General features: G+C 63.6%; 20 protein-coding genes. 10 read left to right on the forward strand and 10 right to left on the reverse strand.

The window, feature by feature from the left end:
• Positions 1-25: 25 nt before the first annotated feature.
• A complete protein-coding gene (locus IC761_RS27020) occupies positions 26-517 on the reverse strand; it encodes an NUDIX domain-containing protein (protein WP_195799726.1) in 492 nt (163 codons plus the stop codon).
• A 92-nt stretch (positions 518-609) separates the two neighbouring features.
• Here IC761_RS27020 and IC761_RS27025 point away from each other — a divergent pair, with 92 nt between their 5' ends.
• The gene (locus tag IC761_RS27025) at positions 610-1,491 is read left to right on the forward strand and encodes a metallophosphoesterase family protein (protein WP_195799727.1); all 882 of its coding nucleotides are present in this window, start codon (positions 610-612) and stop codon (positions 1,489-1,491) included.
• Between the two features lie 95 nt (positions 1,492-1,586).
• On the opposite strand, the gene IC761_RS27030 is transcribed toward IC761_RS27025, so the two are convergent.
• From IC761_RS27030 to IC761_RS27040, 3 genes are all read right to left on the reverse strand, one after another.
• Positions 1,587-2,141: a hypothetical protein gene (locus IC761_RS27030; protein WP_195799728.1), complete on the reverse strand. Its 555-nt coding sequence runs from the start codon at positions 2,139-2,141 to the stop codon at positions 1,587-1,589.
• A gap of 190 nt (positions 2,142-2,331) precedes the next feature.
• Positions 2,332-2,541 carry a DUF4170 domain-containing protein gene (locus IC761_RS27035; RefSeq protein ID WP_008137787.1) on the reverse strand — a complete coding sequence of 70 codons (210 nt, stop codon included), beginning with the start codon at positions 2,539-2,541 and terminating at the stop codon, positions 2,332-2,334.
• Positions 2,542-2,571: 30 nt separating this feature from the next.
• The gene (locus IC761_RS27040) at positions 2,572-4,206 is read right to left on the reverse strand and encodes an isocitrate lyase (protein ID WP_195799729.1); all 1,635 of its coding nucleotides are present in this window, start codon (positions 4,204-4,206) and stop codon (positions 2,572-2,574) included.
• A 229-nt stretch (positions 4,207-4,435) separates the two neighbouring features.
• Between IC761_RS27040 and IC761_RS27045 the strand changes: the two genes are divergently transcribed.
• Positions 4,436-5,881: a helix-turn-helix domain-containing protein gene (locus IC761_RS27045; RefSeq protein ID WP_195799730.1), complete on the forward strand. Its 1,446-nt coding sequence runs from the start codon at positions 4,436-4,438 to the stop codon at positions 5,879-5,881.
• Positions 5,882-6,059: 178 nt separating this feature from the next.
• On the opposite strand, the gene IC761_RS27050 is transcribed toward IC761_RS27045, so the two are convergent.
• Positions 6,060-6,353, reverse strand: a complete 294-nt coding sequence (locus tag IC761_RS27050) for an antibiotic biosynthesis monooxygenase (protein ID WP_014497428.1) — start codon at positions 6,351-6,353, stop codon at positions 6,060-6,062.
• Positions 6,354-6,582: 229 nt separating this feature from the next.
• Between IC761_RS27050 and IC761_RS27055 the strand changes: the two genes are divergently transcribed.
• Positions 6,583-7,383 (forward strand): hypothetical protein, encoded by an 801-nt coding sequence (locus tag IC761_RS27055; protein ID WP_195799731.1) that lies wholly within the window; start codon positions 6,583-6,585, stop codon positions 7,381-7,383.
• A 167-nt stretch (positions 7,384-7,550) separates the two neighbouring features.
• Complete coding sequence (locus IC761_RS27060; RefSeq protein ID WP_195799732.1) at positions 7,551-7,892, forward strand: hypothetical protein; 342 nt, start codon at positions 7,551-7,553, stop codon at positions 7,890-7,892.
• A 22-nt stretch (positions 7,893-7,914) separates the two neighbouring features.
• On the opposite strand, the gene IC761_RS27065 is transcribed toward IC761_RS27060, so the two are convergent.
• The 3 genes from IC761_RS27065 to htpX all read right to left on the reverse strand — a co-directional run bounded on the left by IC761_RS27065 (position 7,915) and on the right by htpX (position 10,126).
• Positions 7,915-8,556: a tetratricopeptide repeat protein gene (locus tag IC761_RS27065; protein ID WP_195799733.1), complete on the reverse strand. Its 642-nt coding sequence runs from the start codon at positions 8,554-8,556 to the stop codon at positions 7,915-7,917.
• Positions 8,557-8,734: 178 nt separating this feature from the next.
• Complete coding sequence (locus IC761_RS27070; protein ID WP_195799734.1) at positions 8,735-8,959, reverse strand: hypothetical protein; 225 nt, start codon at positions 8,957-8,959, stop codon at positions 8,735-8,737.
• Between the two features lie 210 nt (positions 8,960-9,169).
• Entirely contained in the window at positions 9,170-10,126 is a 957-nt protein-coding gene (htpX, locus tag IC761_RS27075; protein ID WP_195799735.1) for a zinc metalloprotease HtpX, read from the reverse strand.
• A 151-nt stretch (positions 10,127-10,277) separates the two neighbouring features.
• Here htpX and IC761_RS27080 point away from each other — a divergent pair, with 151 nt between their 5' ends.
• The 6 genes from IC761_RS27080 (at position 10,278) to IC761_RS27105 (ending at position 14,862) form a co-directional block, all read left to right on the forward strand.
• The gene (locus tag IC761_RS27080) at positions 10,278-10,508 is read left to right on the forward strand and encodes a hypothetical protein (RefSeq protein WP_195799736.1); all 231 of its coding nucleotides are present in this window, start codon (positions 10,278-10,280) and stop codon (positions 10,506-10,508) included.
• Positions 10,509-10,513: 5 nt separating this feature from the next.
• Complete coding sequence (locus tag IC761_RS27085; protein WP_195799737.1) at positions 10,514-10,741, forward strand: hypothetical protein; 228 nt, start codon at positions 10,514-10,516, stop codon at positions 10,739-10,741.
• Positions 10,742-10,775: 34 nt separating this feature from the next.
• Entirely contained in the window at positions 10,776-12,086 is a 1,311-nt protein-coding gene (locus IC761_RS27090) for a lytic murein transglycosylase (RefSeq protein WP_438265150.1), read from the forward strand.
• Positions 12,087-12,194: 108 nt separating this feature from the next.
• Positions 12,195-12,698, forward strand: coding sequence for a DUF1993 domain-containing protein (locus IC761_RS27095; RefSeq protein ID WP_195799739.1), 504 nt, complete (start codon positions 12,195-12,197; stop codon positions 12,696-12,698).
• A 173-nt stretch (positions 12,699-12,871) separates the two neighbouring features.
• A complete protein-coding gene (locus tag IC761_RS27100; RefSeq protein WP_195799740.1) occupies positions 12,872-13,966 on the forward strand; it encodes an alkene reductase in 1,095 nt (364 codons plus the stop codon).
• Positions 13,967-14,055: 89 nt separating this feature from the next.
• A complete protein-coding gene (locus tag IC761_RS27105) occupies positions 14,056-14,862 on the forward strand; it encodes a tetratricopeptide repeat protein (protein ID WP_195799741.1) in 807 nt (268 codons plus the stop codon).
• Here IC761_RS27105 and IC761_RS27110 read toward each other — a convergent pair.
• Positions 14,851-15,561 carry a hypothetical protein gene (locus IC761_RS27110; protein WP_195799742.1) on the reverse strand — a complete coding sequence of 237 codons (711 nt, stop codon included), beginning with the start codon at positions 15,559-15,561 and terminating at the stop codon, positions 14,851-14,853. The two genes, IC761_RS27105 and IC761_RS27110, sit on opposite strands and share 12 nt — an antisense overlap.
• A gap of 152 nt (positions 15,562-15,713) precedes the next feature.
• Positions 15,714-17,495, reverse strand: a complete 1,782-nt coding sequence (locus IC761_RS27115; protein WP_195799743.1) for an ABC transporter substrate-binding protein — start codon at positions 17,493-17,495, stop codon at positions 15,714-15,716.
• Positions 17,496-17,504: the final 9 nt, after the last annotated feature.

Consider the following 17,504-nt stretch of genomic DNA (forward strand, 5'->3'; position numbering starts at 1 on the left):
GGCCGGTTACTAGCATAGCCCGCCGTCAACGCCACGTCGCCATCGGCGGCTTGCCGTCCAGGACCTCCGCCAGCCGCAGCCGCGTCCCTAGCGTGGTCTCCTCGGGCAGGGAATCGGCTGCGAAGAAGCCGCATTCGACGATCTCGCGATTGGGCTCCGGCAGACGATCCTGCCTGAACTGCCTGATGACGTAGACCGCCACATGGTCGCGGCGGGAGACGTGGCTGTTGAGGAAGATGCCGTGCAGCAAGGCCTCCCCGGTGAGGTCGATATCGCCCTCCTCCTTGAGCTCGCGCCGCATCGCCTGCTCCATGGTCTCGCCGTAGTCGACACCGCCGCCGGGCAGATGCCAGCCGGTGACGTAGCTATGCCTGACCAGAAACACCTTGTTGTCGGCGTCCAGCACCACGGCTCGGACGCCGAGCGTCATGCCGCGGACCACCAGGAAATAGGCGTGGAAGAAGCGCCGCAGCAGCGGCTCGAATTTCCGTCGCGCGCGGTTCACGAGATCCGCCATCAGGCTCCCTTGATGCCCCGTGTCAGGCTTCCCTTGCGTGACGAGCGCGACCTTGCCATTACAGCAGGGGAATAGCGAGGCAATCGCGCGCCATGGCACCTTTCACGCTCGCCCATCTCTCCGACCCGCATCTGCCGCCGCTGCCGAAACCGCGGTTGATCGAGCTCGCCGGCAAGCGTGTGCTCGGCTACGTCAACTGGACGCGCAACCGCCATAAATATCAGCGCCGCGAGGTGCTCGACGCACTCGTTGCCGATGTCCAGGCGCAGGCGCCCGACCACATCGCGGTGACCGGTGATCTCGTCAATCTGGCGATGGAGGCGGAGTTTGCGCCGGCGCGCGCCTGGCTCGACGGCGTCGGCCCGCCCGACCGCGTCACCACGATTCCCGGCAATCACGACGCCTATGTGCGCGCGACATATCATCGCTTCGGCGAGACCTTTGCGCCCTATCTTGCGAGCGACGACGGCAGCATCGGTTTTCCCGCGATACGTCGTCGCGGGCCGGCGGCGCTGATCAGTCTCTCCAGCGCCGTGCCGACGCCGCCCTTGATGGCGACGGGCACGCTCGGGCGCGATCAGCTGGCCTCTCTCGAACAGGTGCTCGGCCGGCTCGCGGCCGAGGACGTCTTCCGCGTGCTGCTGGTGCATCATCCCCTGATGTCGAACGCGCGGCAGAAGCGGCTGACAGATTCCGCAGCGCTGCTGGCGCTGTTGAAACGTCATGGCGTCGAGCTGATCCTGCACGGGCACGACCACATTCATTCGACGATGTGGTTCGAAGGCCCCAACGGCAACATTCCCGCGATCGGCGTGCCGTCGGCCTCCGCGCTCGCGCACGGGCGCTATCCCGCGGCCGCGTATAATCTGTTCGCGATCGAGAAGGACAATGCCGGCTGGCGCTGCGAGCAGATCGTGCGGAGCCTCGATCACGGCTTGCAGATCCGGGAGATCAAGCGGGCGCGAGTGATTTAGTTCGTCGTCATTGCGAGCGAAGCGAAGCAATCCAGAGTCTCTCCGCGGAAACATTTCTGGATTGCTTCGCTTCGCTCGCAATGACGGAGACAGCCTCACCAGCTCCGCAGCGCCGCCAGCACGGCGACGCCGAACAGAGCGGCGGCGCCGAGGATGAAGCCGAGCACGAACGGCCAGATGCGCGAGCGCCGCGGCGGCTCTGCCGCGGCGGGCGCGGGCTCCGGCTGCACCACCATCGCGTGCTCGCGCTCGATCATGCGGCGGGCAACATAGTCGGTCACGGCATCGACGATGACGGCCGTGTCGTGCGATTCGGCGAGCACGATGCGGCCGAAGCGGGTGTCCTGGACGAAGCGGTACATGCGCTTGTCGCGCCCCATCATGATGTGGGCGACGACATCGATCCACAGCCTAGGCGTATCGCCCTGGCTGATGCCGCGGTCGAACAAATCGATCTGCTCGGGCACCTGCGCGAACAGGGGATCGAGCGCGTCGTTGAGGATTTCCAGCCGCGCCACCTCGGCGTCCCTGAGATCGACGACGACCCCGGTCCGGTCGGCGGCCTCGATCCGCGCGCGCAACAGCGCATCGCGTAGCCGCACCGGGCGCGGCTGGCCGGGATGGGTCCCGCTGGTCTCGGGCTCTGACATTGTCCGCCTTGTCCTCGACTTTCCGCCATTAACCTATCAGCAACCATTACGTCCGCAAAGGGCCCATCATTCCAGAGACTTACAGCACCCACAGGGCGTTGACCTGTGCCAAAAACAGACGATCCCACCCGGCTTGCGCCGGATGGGACCCTCCGTCCTTGGACGTCTTCTTGAGTTAGTCAGGCGGCCGTCAGGCCGAGACCCGCGACGGCTCTTCCACGATCGAGAAGCGGACGCCGGCCTTGTGGCGGTTCTCTTCCGAAACCGAACGCCAGGCGTCTTCGGCCTCCTTGCGGGTCTTGAAAGGACCCTGGACCTGGGCCGAGCCTTCCACGAGCTTGTGGAAGTTCATCGAGCCGAACTCGCCGCCGATCACCCAGAAATTGCTGCCTTTGGTCATTGTCAGTCTCCTGTTGGTTGGCGTGACGCGTTAGCCGAACTGGTTCATGGTATTGTGGGCGCCGCCCGCCTTCAGGGCAGCTTCACCTGCGAAATATTCCTTGTGGTCGTCGCCGATGTCGGAGCCGGCCATGTTCTGGTGCTTGGCGCAGGCGATACCCTGACGGATCTCCTGGCGCTGGACGTTCTTGACGTAGCCCAGCATGCCCTGCTCGCCGAAATACTCGCGTGCGAGATTGTCGGTCGAGAGCGCAGCCGTGTGGTAGGTCGGCAGCGTGATCAGGTGATGGAAGATGCCGGCGCGCTTGGCCGAATCCGCCTGGAAGGTACGGATGCGCTCGTCGGCTTCAATCGCCAACGGCGTATCGTCGTACTCCGGCTTCATCAGCTCAGCGCGGTTGTACTTGCTGACATCCTTGCCGGCTTCCTTCATCGCGTCGTAGACCTGCCAACGGAAGTTGAGGGTCCAGTTGAACGACGGCGAGTTGTTGTAGGCGAGCTTGGCGTTCGGGATGACCTTGCGGATGCGGTCGACCATCTTGGCGATCTGCTCGATATGCGGCTTCTCGGTCTCGATCCACAGCAGATCCGCACCGTTCTGGAGCGAGGTGATGCTGTCGAGCACGCAGCGGTCCTCGCCCGTACCGGGACGGAACTGGTAGAGGTTCGAGGGCAGCCGCTTCGGACGCATCATCTTGCCGTTGCGATTGATGATGACGTCACCGTTGCGGGCATTCTCCTCGGTGATTTCCTCGCAATCGAGGAAGCTGTTGTACTGGTCGCCGATATCACCGGGCTTGTGGCTGACCGCGATCTGCTGCGTCAGGCCGGCGCCGAGCGAGTCGGTGCGGGTGACGATGACGCCGTCTTCGACGCCGAGCTCGAGGAAGGCATGGCGGCAGGCGCGGATCTTGGCGATGAACACCTCGTGCGGCACGGTGACCTTGCCGTCCTGATGACCGCACTGCTTCTCATCAGAGACCTGGTTCTCGATCTGGAGCGCGCAGGCGCCCGCTTCGATCATCTTCCTGGCAAGCAGATAGGTCGCCTCCGCATTGCCGAAACCGGCATCGATGTCGGCGATGACGGGGACGACGTGAGTCTGGAAGTTGTCGATCTTCTCGATCAGCTCCTTCTCACGGGTCGTGTCGCCTTCCTTGCGCGCCTTGTCGAGGCTGCGGAAGATGTCGTTGAGCTCGCGCGAGTCCGCCTGACGGAGGAAGGTGTAGAGCTCCTCGATCAGGGCCGGCACCGAGGTCTTCTCGTGCATCGACTGGTCGGGCAGCGGACCGAACTCGGAGCGCAGCGCCGCGATCATCCAGCCGGAGAGGTACAGATAGGTGCGATCGGTCTTGCCGCCGAAGTGCTTCTTGACCGAGATCAGCTTCTGCTGGGCGATGAAGCCGTGCCAGCAGCCGAGCGACTGGGTGTACTTGGTCGGATCATTGTCATAGGCGGCCATGTCGGCCCGCATCAGCGCCGCAGTGTAGCGGGCGACGTCGAGGCCGGTCTTGAAACGGTTCTGAAGCCGCATGCGCGCGACGGCTTCGGCCGACACCCCGTTCCAGGTCGGCTGATTGTTGAGGAGCGCCTGGGCCGCCTCGACCTCGCTCTGGTACGACGCGGGACCCTGGAGGGTGCTGATGCCACGGGGCTGGTAGTTCATGTGTTCGATCCTTTCGCGCTCGATGGCTCGGTTTGCCATCGACAATCTTGACAATGCATTGCGAAATGCGTGTCAGGAGCTAAACGCGAGAAAGGGAAGTTCGTACAGTGGGCTTGTAATTGAATGGTGATGTCATGTAACATCGGAACATGTAATAGATGTTATTTTGTAAATTTTGTAAAATTTATAGGTCAATAAAGCTGCCCTTAACACGCCTGGAGACCTAAAGATGCCCGCCGAGTCCGGGAAGAAACTGTTCGTCGGCCCGCGCGTTCGGCGGATCAGGCAGCAATTGGGGCTGTCGCAGACCCAGATCGCCGAAGGGCTCGGGATCTCGCCGAGCTACATCAACCTGATCGAGCGCAACCAGCGTCCGGTGACCGCACAGATCCTGCTGCGGCTGGCCGAGACCTACGACCTCGATTTGCGCGACCTTGCCACCGCCGACGAGGACCGCTTCTTCGCCGAGTTGAACGAGATCTTTTCCGATCCGCTGTTCCGCCAGATCGACGTCCCCAAGCAGGAACTGCGCGACCTCGCCGAACTCTGCCCCGGCGTTACGCACGCGCTGCAGCGGCTCTATGCCGCTTATACCGAGGCGCGCCAGGGCGAGACGCTGGCGGCAGCGCAAATGGCCGACCGCGATGTCGGCACGCGCTACGAGGCCAACCCGGTCGAGCGCGTGCGCGAGCTAATCGAGGCCAACCGCAACTATTTTCCGGAGCTCGAGCAGGCCGCCGAGACTCTTCGCGACGAGCTGAACGTGCCGGCCGAAGGGCTGTACGCCGCGCTCGCGGCGCGATTGCGCGAAAAGCATTCGATCCAGACCCGCATCATGCCGGTCGACGTGATGCGCGAGACGTTGCGCCGTTTCGACCGCCATCGCCGCCAGCTCCTGATCTCGGAGCTGGTCGACCTGCCCGGCCGCGCCTTCCAGCTCGCCTTCCAGCTCGGGCTTGGTGAATGCGCGCAAGCCCTGGAGACCATCATCGGCCGCGCCGGCCCGCTCGACGACGCGCCGCGGCGGCTGTTCCGCATCACGCTCGGCAACTACTTTGCGGCGGCCGTGATGATGCCCTACCCGGCGTTCCTGGCTGCAGCCGAAGCGCTCAACTACGACATCCATGTGCTGGCGCAGCGCTTCAATTCCGGCTTCGAGCAGGTCTGTCATCGCCTCACCACGTTGCAGCGGCCGAATGCACGCGGCATTCCGTTCTTCCTGCTCCGCGTCGACAATGCCGGCAACGTGTCGAAGCGCTTTTCGTCGGGCACGTTCCCGTTCTCAAAATTCGGCGGCACGTGTCCCTTGTGGAACGTGCACTCGACCTTCGACACGCCGGATCGCCTGTTGAAGCAGGTGATCGAACTCTCCGACGGCACGCGCTATTTCTCGATCGCGCAGATGGTGCGCCGGCCGGTGGCGCCGCACCCGCTGCCGCAACCGCGCTTCGCCATCGGGCTCGGCTGCGAGATCCGCCACGCCGCGCGCCTGACTTACGCCGCCGGCATCGATCTGGAAAAGACGGAAGGCACGCCGATCGGCGTCAACTGCCGCCTCTGCGAGCGCGAAAACTGCGCCCAGCGCGCCGAGCCGCCGATCACGCGCACGCTGATTCTGGACGAGACGACACGGCGGGTCAGCTCGTTTGCGTTCTCGAACGCAAGGGAGTTGTGAGCGGCGGCGGAAGGCGCAAGCCACAAACTCAGTGTCGTCCCGGCGAAGGCCGGGACCCATAACCACAGGCCATAGTTTAGCGAAGACAGATCATTTCCGATCTTGCGCCACAACTTCCGCCTCGGCGTATAGGTCCCGGCCTTTGCCGGGACGACATAAGAGGGAGTTCGCGCCAACGCTACGCCAGCGTGTGCACGATCACAGGCCCCGCTGCGGCGCTGGCGTGGCCGGCGAGCAGCGGGCCGAGATCCTTCTCGATCCAGGCGATCGCGCGCCGGTTCGCCTCCTCCGCCTGCTCGAACTTGTCGAAGATGGAAATTGCGGTCACCGTGTCGTCGCCGGCATAGACGACGTAATAGGCCCGAAAGCCGTCGACGTCGCTGATGATCGGAACGGCGCCGTCCTTGATGCGGCGCGCCAGCTCTTCCGCACTCCCGCTTTTCGCCTTGGCCTGACGGATGGCGGCATACATGGCTTCCTCCCTTCCGGCTACTTGAACAGGGCCTGATGCCCAGGGGCGGATGTTACGCCGAAGCGCGCGGCCGATCTACGCCTTGGTTAACCCGAGGCTAATCCGTCTCCGCGATCTGCAACCAACGATTAAGCACGCCTCAACATCGGTGCCTTAGTCTCGCCCCACTCACTTTTCGCAAACAACGGCAGCCTATCCTGCCGCGTCAAGTGACATCAGGGGGTTCATCATGCGCATTGCGTTGCTGCTGACCGCGACCGTTGTCGGCGCGCTCTTTGCCAATCCATCCAACGCCGGATCGCTCGACGCCGGCGCGGCGCAGGCGCTGCCGCCCGGCTTCCAGAGCTACCGCGGCTACATGTTCGACCTGTCGGAGAACTCCGACCGCAAGGATGTCGACAAGCTCACCGACAATGTGAAGCAGCAGATCGACGTCGTCGAAGCCTCCGGCCTCTCGCCGCGCGTGCTGCGCTTCTTCCGCACCGTCCCGATCGTCGCGAGCGAGATGGCCTGCCTCGACGAAGGTGCCGCAACCGCGTGCTACGGCCGGGTCACGCCGGACATCCAGCGCACCGCGCCCCGGGCGCTGACCGTGTGGGACCATGACAAGCAGCGCTGGACCAATCCGAATGCCGTCGACCTCGCGGTCGATTCGGGGCTCGGCGTCATCATGCTGCGCCCGGACATGATGCGATACGAGAAGGAGGCCGTGCTGCTTCACGAGCTCCTGCACGCCTATCACGCGCGGCTGTTGCCGGACGGCTACGCCAACAAGGGCGTGATCGGCTACTACGCCTTGGCCAAGTCCAAGGACCAGCTGCCCAAGGAATCCTATGCGATGAAGAACCCCATGGAGTTCTTTGCGGTGACCGGGAGCATTTTTCTGTCCGGAAAGAGCGAATTCCACGATCCCAAGACCCGCGAAGCGCTCAAGGAGAAGATGCCGGACTACTACAAATATCTGGTCGGTGTGTTCGGCTTCGACCCGGATCCGGCGGCTTCGAGCGGACCGGTCGCGTCGCTGAAGTGACACCGGCGCTCAGGCGCCAGGACGACCCCAAGGGCCGCGCGAAAAGCGCGGCCTTTCTGTTTTGCAAACCGGAAGCTGCGGATGACGCCCGGCCGGCAATTGCCAAGGTAGGGCCCGATCTGCATAGTCCCGCGCGCATCGATATCGTTTCAAGAGGATGGAAGAACATGGCGGACGCCGACCTGGATGTCGTGATCCGGCAACTGGCCAGACAGCTGCATACGGGCCTGATGACCCGCGCCAAGGAGCGGCGGGACCGCTTCAACGGCCTCGCGGCCAAGGCCAAGGGCAAGGAGACCGGCGACCGCTTCAAGATGATGGCCAAGGCCACGATGGAGCAGGCCACCGCCGCCGCCAGGCGCCTGCAAATGTCCGCCGATAACGTCGCCGACAGCTATGCGAGATCGATGCGGCTCGCCGCCAGCACGCCGGTTCCGGCGAAGGCGGAGAAGACGCCGGCGAAGGAAAAGCCGGCGAAGAAGGCGAAGAAGAAAACCAAGAAGGCGTAGCCGCTGCGGAGAGAGACTTCTCTCACCGCCGCGGCACGGAGAGACGCCTGGGCTCGGCGCTTGACAGCTCCGCAAGTTTCGCGCGCGCAGCGTCATGCGCCCTTGTGTCCCGGCCCGCGGGCAGCGCCAATGCCGCTTCGAAATCGGTGCGGGCATCGTCGGCCTGGCCGCGGGCGAGGTACGCCAGGCCGCGGTCAAGGCGGACCTGCGCGTCGGCCGGGTCGAGACGGACGGCGGTGCTGTAGCTCAGGATGGCGCGGTCGAGATCGCCCTTGGCGGCCAGCGCAACGCCGCGCTCGTGATAGGGCTTGGCAAGCTTGGGGTCGAGCGCAATCGCCTCGTCATAGTCGGCAATCGCGAGCTCCGGCTCGCCGTTCTGCCGGTAGGCCTGCGCGCGGTCGCGATAGAGCGAGGCGCGGTTGGGATTGAGATGGATGGCCTCGTCGAAATCGGAAATCGCGCGACCGTAGTCGCCGTGGCGCAGCGCGATCCGACCGCGCCCCTCATAGGCAAAGGCGATCAGCGAGCCGCGGAACGGCGAGAAGCCGATCACGGCCGAGCAGATGTCTGGCTCGTCTTCGTCGCCGCAATTCACGACCGTATGCGTGGACAGCCCAACGAGCACGCCCAGGACGATCAGCAATGGCACGGCAGCTTTGGTCATCTTCGACGGTGGCCGGCGAGAGGCCAGCCACGCATCCCCTTTCGAAGGAACACTCCGGAAAAGTGTTAACACCGGCGGGGACGACACACTGTGCGCCAGATCACAAAGGCGGCGTGATGTTATCGCGTCGCAAAAACAGCCATTGTGAAATAGGGCCGCCTGAGAACTCGGCCAAGGACTAGGCCAAGACCCAGAAAAAACCCTTCCAGATCATCATAGCAAGAAAACCGCACCAGCAGATCGTCACCGCGGCCAGTGACGTCAGCAACAAAGCGCCTTCCATGCGTTCGGAAAGGCCGTCCCGCGGCGCAATATCGCGTTCGACCACCTGCTCCATCTGCAACGGTACCATGCGAACCTCCGGCAATTTTGCATTCGCAAAAGTCTGCCACTCGGCAAGCATTCCAACCTGTTGCTCCCCCAGCCAAGGCGAGCATCACTGGTCTGGCGCAACGCGCGACAAAGCGCAATAGACATTTCGGATAGTGCGCAGCAGCAATCTACAGCCTGACGATGATGTCAGCCGATGCCGGCAATGCGGCGTTGAATCAGAAATTTCGCGCCTGAATTGCAGCGTCGAAAATATGCGCGACCGCTGCGGCTCGCCGCCGCCTCATCCCCAAGGACCACGTGAAGGACCACGTGAAGGACCGCGCGAGGACGAGCGGCCCCACGGGCTTTGCGGCGGATAGTTTTCATTGGCGCCGACCGAGGGCGCGGCATGCGCGCCGAGCTCGGACGCCAATTGCTGGAGCGCCGCGATACGGTTCTGCGTCGAGGGATGCGTGGCGAAGAGACTGTCGACGCCATGGCCCGACAGCGGATTGATGATGAACATGTGCGCGGTCGCAGGATTGCGTTCGGCATCATGGTTCGGCACCTGATGTGCGGCGCCTTCGATCTTCACCAGCGCCGAGGCGAGCCACATCGGCTGGCCGACGATGCGCGCACCGAGATTGTCGGCCGCATATTCGCGGGTGCGGCTGATCGCCATCTGCACCAGCATGGCGCCGAGCGGCGCCAGGATCATCATCAGGATCGAGCCGACGATGCCGGGGCCGTTATTGTCGCGGTTGCCGCCGAAGAACATGCCGAATTGCGCCAGCATGGAGATCGCGCCCGCAATGGTCGCGGTGATCGTCATCAGAAGCGTGTCGTGATGCTTGATGTGTGCGAGCTCGTGCGCGATCACGCCGGCGAGCTCCTCGCGGCTGAGCTGACGCATCAGGCCGGTGGTGACGGCCACGGCCGCGTTCTCGGGATTTCGCCCCGTGGCGAACGCGTTCGGCTGCGCCTCGTCCATCAGGAACACGCGCGGCATCGGCAGCGCGGCGCGGCCGGCAAGCTCGGCGACGAGGCCGACCAGCTCCGGCGCGCTTTGCCGGTCGACCTCATGGGCCCCGTACATCGAGAGCACCATGCGGTCGGAGTTCCAGTAAGTGAACAGATTGGTTGCCGCAGCAATGACAAGCGCGATCATGGCGCCGGCAGCGCCGCCGATCAGATAGCCCACGCCCATGAACAGGGCGGTGAGGCCTGCGAGAAGCATCGCGGTACGAAGATAGTTCATGGCCGTCTCCCAAGGCGGCCGCAGGAGCCGAAGCGCTGCGGGCCACCAAAGAGGAGGTAGGAATTCCCCCGGCCGGCCCGCAAGGTTTCAGGGTGCGTCGCGGAGCCGCGGCACTTGACCCGGCCCGGGACACCCGGGCACGATCGAGGGCATGCGCTTCGAAATTCTCGGCGAGATTACCGAGGTCGAAACCTTCGCCAGCGGCTCGGATATCCGCGAGATAGCCCGGCTCCGGCGAATCTATGGGCGAGGACGTTGGCGAAAGCGCAAGGGCATCGCTCAGGTGCGATTATCAGATGGCTCTACCCATCTCGCTGAGATACATTGGTACGAGGCCGCCGGCCTTGGCCGCAAGGAATTCAAGATCAAGAACCTGCTCTGACAATCATGACGAAATCGCGAAGCAAGCAACTGGTGATCTGCGTGGACAATGAGGGCTACGCGGCGTCGCTCGAGAAGCGCAAGATCTATGTGGCGCTGCGCGATCCGGTGGCCGAGAAACTCGACATGCTGCGGATCGTCGATGAGTCCGGCGAGGACTACCTCTATCCGAAGACCTTCTTTCGCGAGATCGCCCTCCCCCTCGCTGTGAAACGCGCCGTATTGGCGGCCTAGCAGCTCCCCGACAGCACCAGAGATATCGATGCCGATGAACTGCCTTGGTTCTCGCCTTGCGGTCGTGACGATCGCGGTCTCATTCGCCCTCGCCCTTCCTGCCTCCGCCCAATTCGCGCCGCCGCCCGCAAAGCCCGCCGCTCCCAGAGCCACGGCACCCTCGCAGCGCGCGGCATCGTGCCACAATGGCGCGAGCTTCGATCGCTTTCTTGCCGACGTGAAGAACCAAGCGCTTGCCGCCGGTGTGTCGCAGCGGGCGCTGAGCGAGGCCTCGCCCTACCTCGTTTACGACCAGGGCATCGTCAACCGCGACCGTGGCCAGCGCGTGTTCGGCCAGCTCTTCACCGAATTCGCCGGCCGCATGGCCGCGCCCTACCGGATGCAGAACGGCCAGCAGCACATCAAGCAATACGCCGCCGCGTTCGCGCGCGCGGAGAAGGAGTATGGCGTGCCGCCGGCGGTGATTGCCGCGTTCTGGGGACTGGAAAGCGATTTCGGCGCCAATATGGGCAATTTGCCAATGCTGAAATCGCTGGTGTCGCTGGCCTATGATTGCCGCCGCTCGGACATGTTCGTGGGCGAGACCATTGCCGCGCTGAAAGTCATCGACCGCGGCGATCTCACACCGGACGAGATGATCGGCTCCTGGGCCGGCGAGCTCGGCCAGACGCAATTTCTGCCGACGCATTACGTCAACTACGCCGTCGATTATGACGGCGACGGACGGCGCGATCTGTTGCGCAGCGCGCCCGATGTGATCGGCTCGACCGCGAACTACATCGCCAACGGCTTGAAGTGGCGACGCGGCGAGCCTTGGCTGGAGGAAATCAAGGTGCCGCCGAACCTGCCCTGGGATCAGACCGATCTGACCGTACAGCAGCCGCGCTCAAAATGGGCACAGCTGGGCGTCACCTACGCGGACGGACGGCCGTTGCCGAACGACAATCTTGCCGCCTCCGTGCTGCTGCCGATGGGACGGACCGGGCCGGCCTTCATGGCCTATGCGAATTTCGCGGCCTACACCGAATGGAATAACTCGCTGATCTATTCGACAACGGCCGGCTATCTCGCCTCGCGCATCGCAGGCGCTGCGCCGATGCGCAAGCCCGCCGGGCAGGTCGCGCAATTGCCGTTCAACGAACTGAAGGAATTGCAGCAGCTTCTGGTGCGCGCCGGCTTCAATGTCGGCAAGGTCGACGGCGTGCTCGGCCAGCAGAGCCGCGCCGCCGTGAAAGCGATGCAGATCAAATACGGCCTGCCGGCCGATTCCTGGCCGACCGCCGAGCTTCTGGCGCGCATGCGCGGCGGCACGGCGCAGGCCCAGCCGGCGGGCATGGTGCGGTAGAATTTTCGCACCGCACAAGGCGCTTCCGCGATTGTAATTTTCCATGAGGCTCCCATGTGAGTGGCTCAGGTTTCCCCTGAGATTTCCCCTCATTCGAGCGAGCACCACATGTCCTTCTACGACGCCGTCGTCCCCGCCTATTTGCAAATGCTGAACAGCCTGACCGGCCTTCTGACGAAGGCTGAGGCGCATTGCGCGGCCAAAAAAGTCGACCCGAGCGTGCTGCTGGGATCTCGCCTGTACCCGGACATGCTGCCGCTGTCGAAGCAGATCCAGCTCGCCAGCGACTATCCGACCAGGGGTTGTGCGCGGCTGACGCACAGCGAGGTACCGTCGACGCCCGACACCGAGACGACGTTTGCGGAATTGAAGCAGCGGCTGGCGAAGACGATCGATTATGTCAAATCGTTCAAGCCTGAGCAGTTCGAGGGCGCCGATACCAAGGACGTCACCTTCCCCGTCGGCCCTGACAAGACCATCACGATGAAGGGGCAGCAATTCCTGAGCACGTTCTCTCTGCCGAACTTCTATTTCCACGCGGCGACCGCCCACGGCATCTTGCGTCACAATGGCGTCGAGATCGGCAAGCGCGATTTCCTCGGCGCGAACTGAGCCCGCGCCGCGACGGCAGTGGAAATCCGCTGCCGTGGCTTCCATTGCACACGAATTATGCTACGCGGGTCTGGCCGCGTAGCTCGCCTGCACTTTCCGAATGGCTCCTCCCTTGCGCTGATTGCCGCAATGCACAAGTGTTCCAGATCTCTCACCCCCTGGAAGCATCCCCCATGAGCCGTCCGACCAAATTGTTTGAGACCTACAAGCTTGGCCCGATCACGCTGGCCAACCGCCTGGTGATGGCGCCGCTGACGCGCAACCGCGCCGCGCCCGGCACCTTCGTACCCTCCCCACTCGCCGCAGATTATTACGGCCAGCGCGCCTCGGCAGGCCTTCTCATTACGGAAGCGAGCCAGGTCTCCCAGCAGGGCCAGGGCTACCAGGACACCCCCGGCATCTATTCGAAGGACCAGGTCGCCGGCTGGCGCAAGGTCACCAACCAGGTGCATGAGCGCGGCGGCAAGATCTTCATCCAGCTCTGGCATGTCGGCCGCATCTCGCATGTCGACCTCCAGGCGGATGGCGCAGCCCCGGTCGCGCCGAGTGCGATCCGCGCCAAGGGCAAGACTTTTGTAAACGGCGGCTTCGCCGACGTCTCCGAGCCGCGCGCGCTCGAACTCTCCGAAATTCCAGGGATCATCGACGACTTCAAGCGCGCCACGAAGAATGCGCTGGAAGCCGGCTTCGACGGGGTCGAGATCCATGGCGCCAACGGCTATCTGCTGGAGCAGTTCGCCAAGGACGGCGCCAACAAGCGGACCGACGCCTATGGCGGCTCCATCGAAAACCGCGCCAAGCTGATGCTGGAAGTCTCCAGGGCCGTCGTGGCGGAGGCTGGCGCCGAGCGCACCGGCATCCGCATCTCGCCGGTGACGCCGGCCAACGACATTTCCGACTCCAATCCGCAAGCGCTGTACGACCACATCGTCGACGGCCTCAGCGCGCTGAAGCTCGTCTATCTGCATGTCGTCGAAGGCGCCACCGGCGGCCCGCGCGACATCGCACCGTTCGACTATGCGAGCCTGCGCAAGCGCTTCGCCGGAGCTTACGTCGCCAACAACGGCTATGATTTCGAGCTCGCGACCAAGGTGCTGGATGCGAATGCGGCAGACCTCATCGCCTTCGGCAAGCCGTTTATCTCCAACCCCGATCTGGTCGAGCGGTTGAAGGCGGGCGCCCCGTTGAACGACTGGGACAAGAACACCTTCTACGGCGGCGGCGCGAAGGGATATACGGATTATCCGGCGCTCGCGGCGGCGAAGTAGTTGCTCTCGCTCTCCCTCTCTCCGCACATGCGGGGAGAGGGAAGGCGTCCTGTATTGCTGGGTCGTCGCATCCTTGCTCTAATGCAGCCATGGACGACACCGAGACACTCATTCGCCGCGCGACTGTAGCGGTCAATTCGGGCAAGCCGGATGAAGCGCAACGTCTGTGCGAACAGGGCCTCGCACGTGATCCCGGCGATCCCGTACTGCATCATCTGCTGGCCGCCGTATTGTTCTCCAGGGGTGTCATGGCCCCGGCTCGTGCGCATATCGACGTCAGTCTTGCCAAGCGGCCGAACAACGCTCCGGCCCGGCTACTGGCCGCCCGCATCGCGCGCAGCGAAGGTCAATTCGACGCCGCGCTCTTGCATCTCGATGCCGCGATCGCCGCAGGCCCGCAGCGCGAGATGTTCATCGAGAAGGCACGAACGCTCGATATGGCTGGGCTGCGAGATCAGGCACGCGGAGCCTGGCAGGCGATCCTCAAGGTCATCCCTGGTCATCAAGAGGCAACGGCGCGGCTTGGCCTGCTGGCATGGGAGGACGGCGACCCCGCCACCGCCGCAAAACTGCTCGCGCAAGCGACCGCGACGAATGCGCCGGCATCCGTGTGGTTCAATCTAGGCCTCGCGCGACAAGACCTGCGTGACCACCGTGGCGCGGCAAGCGCCTATTGCAAGGCGTTCGAGCTCAAGCCCGACCATGCCGAAGCTGCACTCAATCTCGGCATCTCCCTCCAAGAGGTTGGAGGCCTTGACGCCGCGATGGACGCGTACGGGAAGGCCTATCGCCTGCGCCCACAGCTGTTCGGCTCCATCGCGATGGCACTGACCTCAGCCTCTCACGGCCGGTTGTGGCTCGACGAGGACCAATTACGCCGCGCCTTAGGAGGTTAGGCGCCCGCGTTTCGCTCGAAAATGCTTGCGGTAGACGTTGGGCGCAGCCAGCACATCGGCAACGACCTTCGCGTAAGCTTGCTGATGCGCCTCGTCGAAGGGCTCGAACACCAACTCCGGCGCTTGTCGCGGAACGGCAAAGCACTGCGCAATCGGCGTGCCTTTTGCCAGGACCCCTGAGAAATCCGGTTTGATCCATACCGCCGGAAAGTTGATGCCGCCGTCGTGGAATCGGTCGGCGTCGACCAGGCCCGAAACGAGGCGGAATGGCAGATCATCGCGGTTGACGGGATGCGTCGCGAACAGCGACCAGCCGGGCTCGAGCTCGATGGTCCAGAAACTGTTGAACTTGAGCGCAGATCGTCCGTTGGCGAAAGGCGCAGCGGCGAATTGCGCGGCCGGATGGAAGCTGAGAGGCGCGCGTGGATGTCCGGCCGTTTCCGGCTCGGGGATGTCCCAATCCCATGAAAACCCTCCAGCCTCGATCCGGATGTCGCACGGCAGCGGAATCATGATCCCGTAGGCCATCGCATCGACGAAGGGCGGACATTGCTTGACCGTGCGGATGTCCCGGCCGTGAATGTCCGAGTGCGCTTTCGTCGGCATCGCGCGCAGCCAGTCGGGCAACGCCGTGCGCGCGGGGTAGGGCCGGACCAGATGATCGGCCAGCCTGGGATCGCAACGGAACGTCATGCGCATGGCGAAGTCTCGTCTCCGGATCTTTATCCGTTAATTCAGATCACAGCCGTCAACAAGGCAAGGGGGCCACAAGACAAAAGGCCGGGATCGCTCCCGGCCTCCCGCTTTCTGGACGGCCGGGACGAAACCCGGCCATCACAATGTCTGGCGAATTACTTCGCTTCGGCGCGCTTCGGCGGCGAGGCCGGCCACGACTTGATCAACGTGTCGTAATCGACGGTTTCGCCCTTCGGCTTCTCGTTCGCCAGCTTGCGCTGGGGAGCAATGTTGCCGTCCTTGGCCGATTTGGCGAACCAGTATTCGGCCGTCTCCTTCTTGTTGAGCTTCGGACCGCAGGCACCCTGCACGCCCGACTTCTCGAGACGCTCCATCACCGAGTCCTGAGCGGCTGCCAGCGCATCCATCGCCGCCTGCGGCGTCTTCGCACCGGACGACGCGTCGCCGATGTTCTGCCACCAGAGCTGAGCAAGCTTCGGATAGTCAGGCACGTTGTTGCCGGTCGGGGTCCACTGCACGCGCGCGGGCGAGCGGTAGAACTCGATCAGGCCGCCGAGCTTCGGCGCACGCTCCGTGAACGACTTGTCCCAGATGTCGGATTCACGGATGAAGGTGAGACCGACATGGCTCTTCTTCAGGCTCACCGTCTTGGAGACGATGAACTGGAGATAGAGCCAGGCCGCCTTGCGGCGATCGGCCGGGGTCGACTTGAGCAAGGTCGCCGATCCCACGTCCTGGTAGCCGAGCTTCATGCCTTCCTTCCAGTACGAACCGTGCGGCGACGGGGCCATACGCCACTTCGGCGTACCGTCCGCGTTCATCACCGGCAGGCCGGGCTTCACCATGTCGGCGGTGAAGGCGGTGTACCAGAAGACCTGCTGGGCAATGTTGCCCTGCGACGGCACCGGACCCGACTCGGAGAAGGTCATGCCCTGCGCCTGCGGCGGAGCATACTTCTTCATCCAGTCGAGATATTTGACGATCGAGTAGACCGCCGCCGGGCCGTTGACGTCGCCGCCACGCTCGACGCTCGAGCCGACCGGACGGCAGCCTTCCATGCGGATGCCCCACTCGTCGACCGGAAGGCCGTTCGGAATGCCCTTGTCACCATTGCCGGCCATCGACAGCCAGGCGTCGGTGAAACGCCATCCGAGCGAAGGATCCTTCTTGCCGTAATCCATGTGGCCATAGATCCGGGTGCCGTTGATCTCCTTGATGTCGTTGGTGAAGAAATCAGCGATATCTTCGTAAGCCGACCAGTTCACGGGAACGCCGAGATCGTAGCCGTACTTGGCCTTGAACTTGGCCTTGTAGTCGGGGTTGGTGAACCAGTCGTAACGGAACCAGTAAAGGTTCGCGAACTGCTGGTCGGGCAACTGATAGAGGTGGCCGTTCGGTGCGGTCGTGAACGACTTGCCGATGAAGTCGTTGACGTCGAGCATCGGGTCGGTGACGTCCTTGCCGTCCTTCGCCATCCAGTCGGTCAGGTCGACGGCCTGGCCGTAGCGGAAGTGCGTTCCGATGAAGTCGGAGTCGTTGATCCAGCCGTCATAGACGTTCTTGCCGGACTGCATCTGGGTCTGGATCTTTTCGACGACGTCACCTTCCTGGATGATGTCGTGCTTGACCTTGATGCCGGTGATTTCCTCGAACGCCTTGGCGAGCGTGCGGGATTCGTATTCGTGGGTCGTCAGCGTTTCGGAGACGACGTTGATCTCCATGCCCTTGAAGGGTTCAGCGGCCTTCATGAACCACTGCATTTCCTTCATCGCATCGTCCTTCGACAGGGTCGACGGCTGGAATTCGCTGTCGATCCACTTCTTGGCGGCGGCTTCGTCCGCGCGCGCCGGCGCGGCAATCGTCATCGAAGCTGCGATCAGCGCGAGCGCGCTGGTCATGGTCAGAAGACTGTCCTTGGTCGTCCTCAAGTGTCGCATATAATGTTT

This window comes from Bradyrhizobium commune (assembly GCF_015624505.1).
Taxonomy (GTDB): Bacteria; Pseudomonadota; Alphaproteobacteria; order Rhizobiales; family Xanthobacteraceae; genus Bradyrhizobium; species Bradyrhizobium commune.

What these genes read in the sequence shown, in the direction of transcription:
- IC761_RS27020 (WP_195799726.1), bottom strand. Translation starts at nt 517, where the DNA reads ATGGCGGATCTCGTGAACCGCGCGCGACGGAAATTCGAGCCGCTGCTG.
- IC761_RS27025 (WP_195799727.1), top strand. Translation starts at nt 610, where the DNA reads ATGGCACCTTTCACGCTCGCCCATCTCTCCGACCCGCATCTGCCGCCG.
- IC761_RS27030 (WP_195799728.1), bottom strand. Translation starts at nt 2,141, where the DNA reads ATGTCAGAGCCCGAGACCAGCGGGACCCATCCCGGCCAGCCGCGCCCG.
- IC761_RS27035 (WP_008137787.1), bottom strand. Translation starts at nt 2,541, where the DNA reads ATGACCAAAGGCAGCAATTTCTGGGTGATCGGCGGCGAGTTCGGCTCG.
- IC761_RS27040 (WP_195799729.1), bottom strand. Translation starts at nt 4,206, where the DNA reads ATGAACTACCAGCCCCGTGGCATCAGCACCCTCCAGGGTCCCGCGTCG.
- IC761_RS27045 (WP_195799730.1), top strand. Translation starts at nt 4,436, where the DNA reads ATGCCCGCCGAGTCCGGGAAGAAACTGTTCGTCGGCCCGCGCGTTCGG.
- IC761_RS27050 (WP_014497428.1), bottom strand. Translation starts at nt 6,353, where the DNA reads ATGTATGCCGCCATCCGTCAGGCCAAGGCGAAAAGCGGGAGTGCGGAA.
- IC761_RS27055 (WP_195799731.1), top strand. Translation starts at nt 6,583, where the DNA reads ATGCGCATTGCGTTGCTGCTGACCGCGACCGTTGTCGGCGCGCTCTTT.
- IC761_RS27060 (WP_195799732.1), top strand. Translation starts at nt 7,551, where the DNA reads ATGGCGGACGCCGACCTGGATGTCGTGATCCGGCAACTGGCCAGACAG.
- IC761_RS27065 (WP_195799733.1), bottom strand. Translation starts at nt 8,556, where the DNA reads ATGACCAAAGCTGCCGTGCCATTGCTGATCGTCCTGGGCGTGCTCGTT.
- IC761_RS27070 (WP_195799734.1), bottom strand. Translation starts at nt 8,959, where the DNA reads ATGCTTGCCGAGTGGCAGACTTTTGCGAATGCAAAATTGCCGGAGGTT.
- htpX (WP_195799735.1), bottom strand. Translation starts at nt 10,126, where the DNA reads ATGAACTATCTTCGTACCGCGATGCTTCTCGCAGGCCTCACCGCCCTG.
- IC761_RS27080 (WP_195799736.1), top strand. Translation starts at nt 10,278, where the DNA reads ATGCGCTTCGAAATTCTCGGCGAGATTACCGAGGTCGAAACCTTCGCC.
- IC761_RS27085 (WP_195799737.1), top strand. Translation starts at nt 10,514, where the DNA reads ATGACGAAATCGCGAAGCAAGCAACTGGTGATCTGCGTGGACAATGAG.
- IC761_RS27090 (WP_438265150.1), top strand. Translation starts at nt 10,776, where the DNA reads ATGAACTGCCTTGGTTCTCGCCTTGCGGTCGTGACGATCGCGGTCTCA.
- IC761_RS27095 (WP_195799739.1), top strand. Translation starts at nt 12,195, where the DNA reads ATGTCCTTCTACGACGCCGTCGTCCCCGCCTATTTGCAAATGCTGAAC.
- IC761_RS27100 (WP_195799740.1), top strand. Translation starts at nt 12,872, where the DNA reads ATGAGCCGTCCGACCAAATTGTTTGAGACCTACAAGCTTGGCCCGATC.
- IC761_RS27105 (WP_195799741.1), top strand. Translation starts at nt 14,056, where the DNA reads ATGGACGACACCGAGACACTCATTCGCCGCGCGACTGTAGCGGTCAAT.
- IC761_RS27110 (WP_195799742.1), bottom strand. Translation starts at nt 15,561, where the DNA reads ATGCGCATGACGTTCCGTTGCGATCCCAGGCTGGCCGATCATCTGGTC.
- IC761_RS27115 (WP_195799743.1), bottom strand. Translation starts at nt 17,495, where the DNA reads ATGCGACACTTGAGGACGACCAAGGACAGTCTTCTGACCATGACCAGC.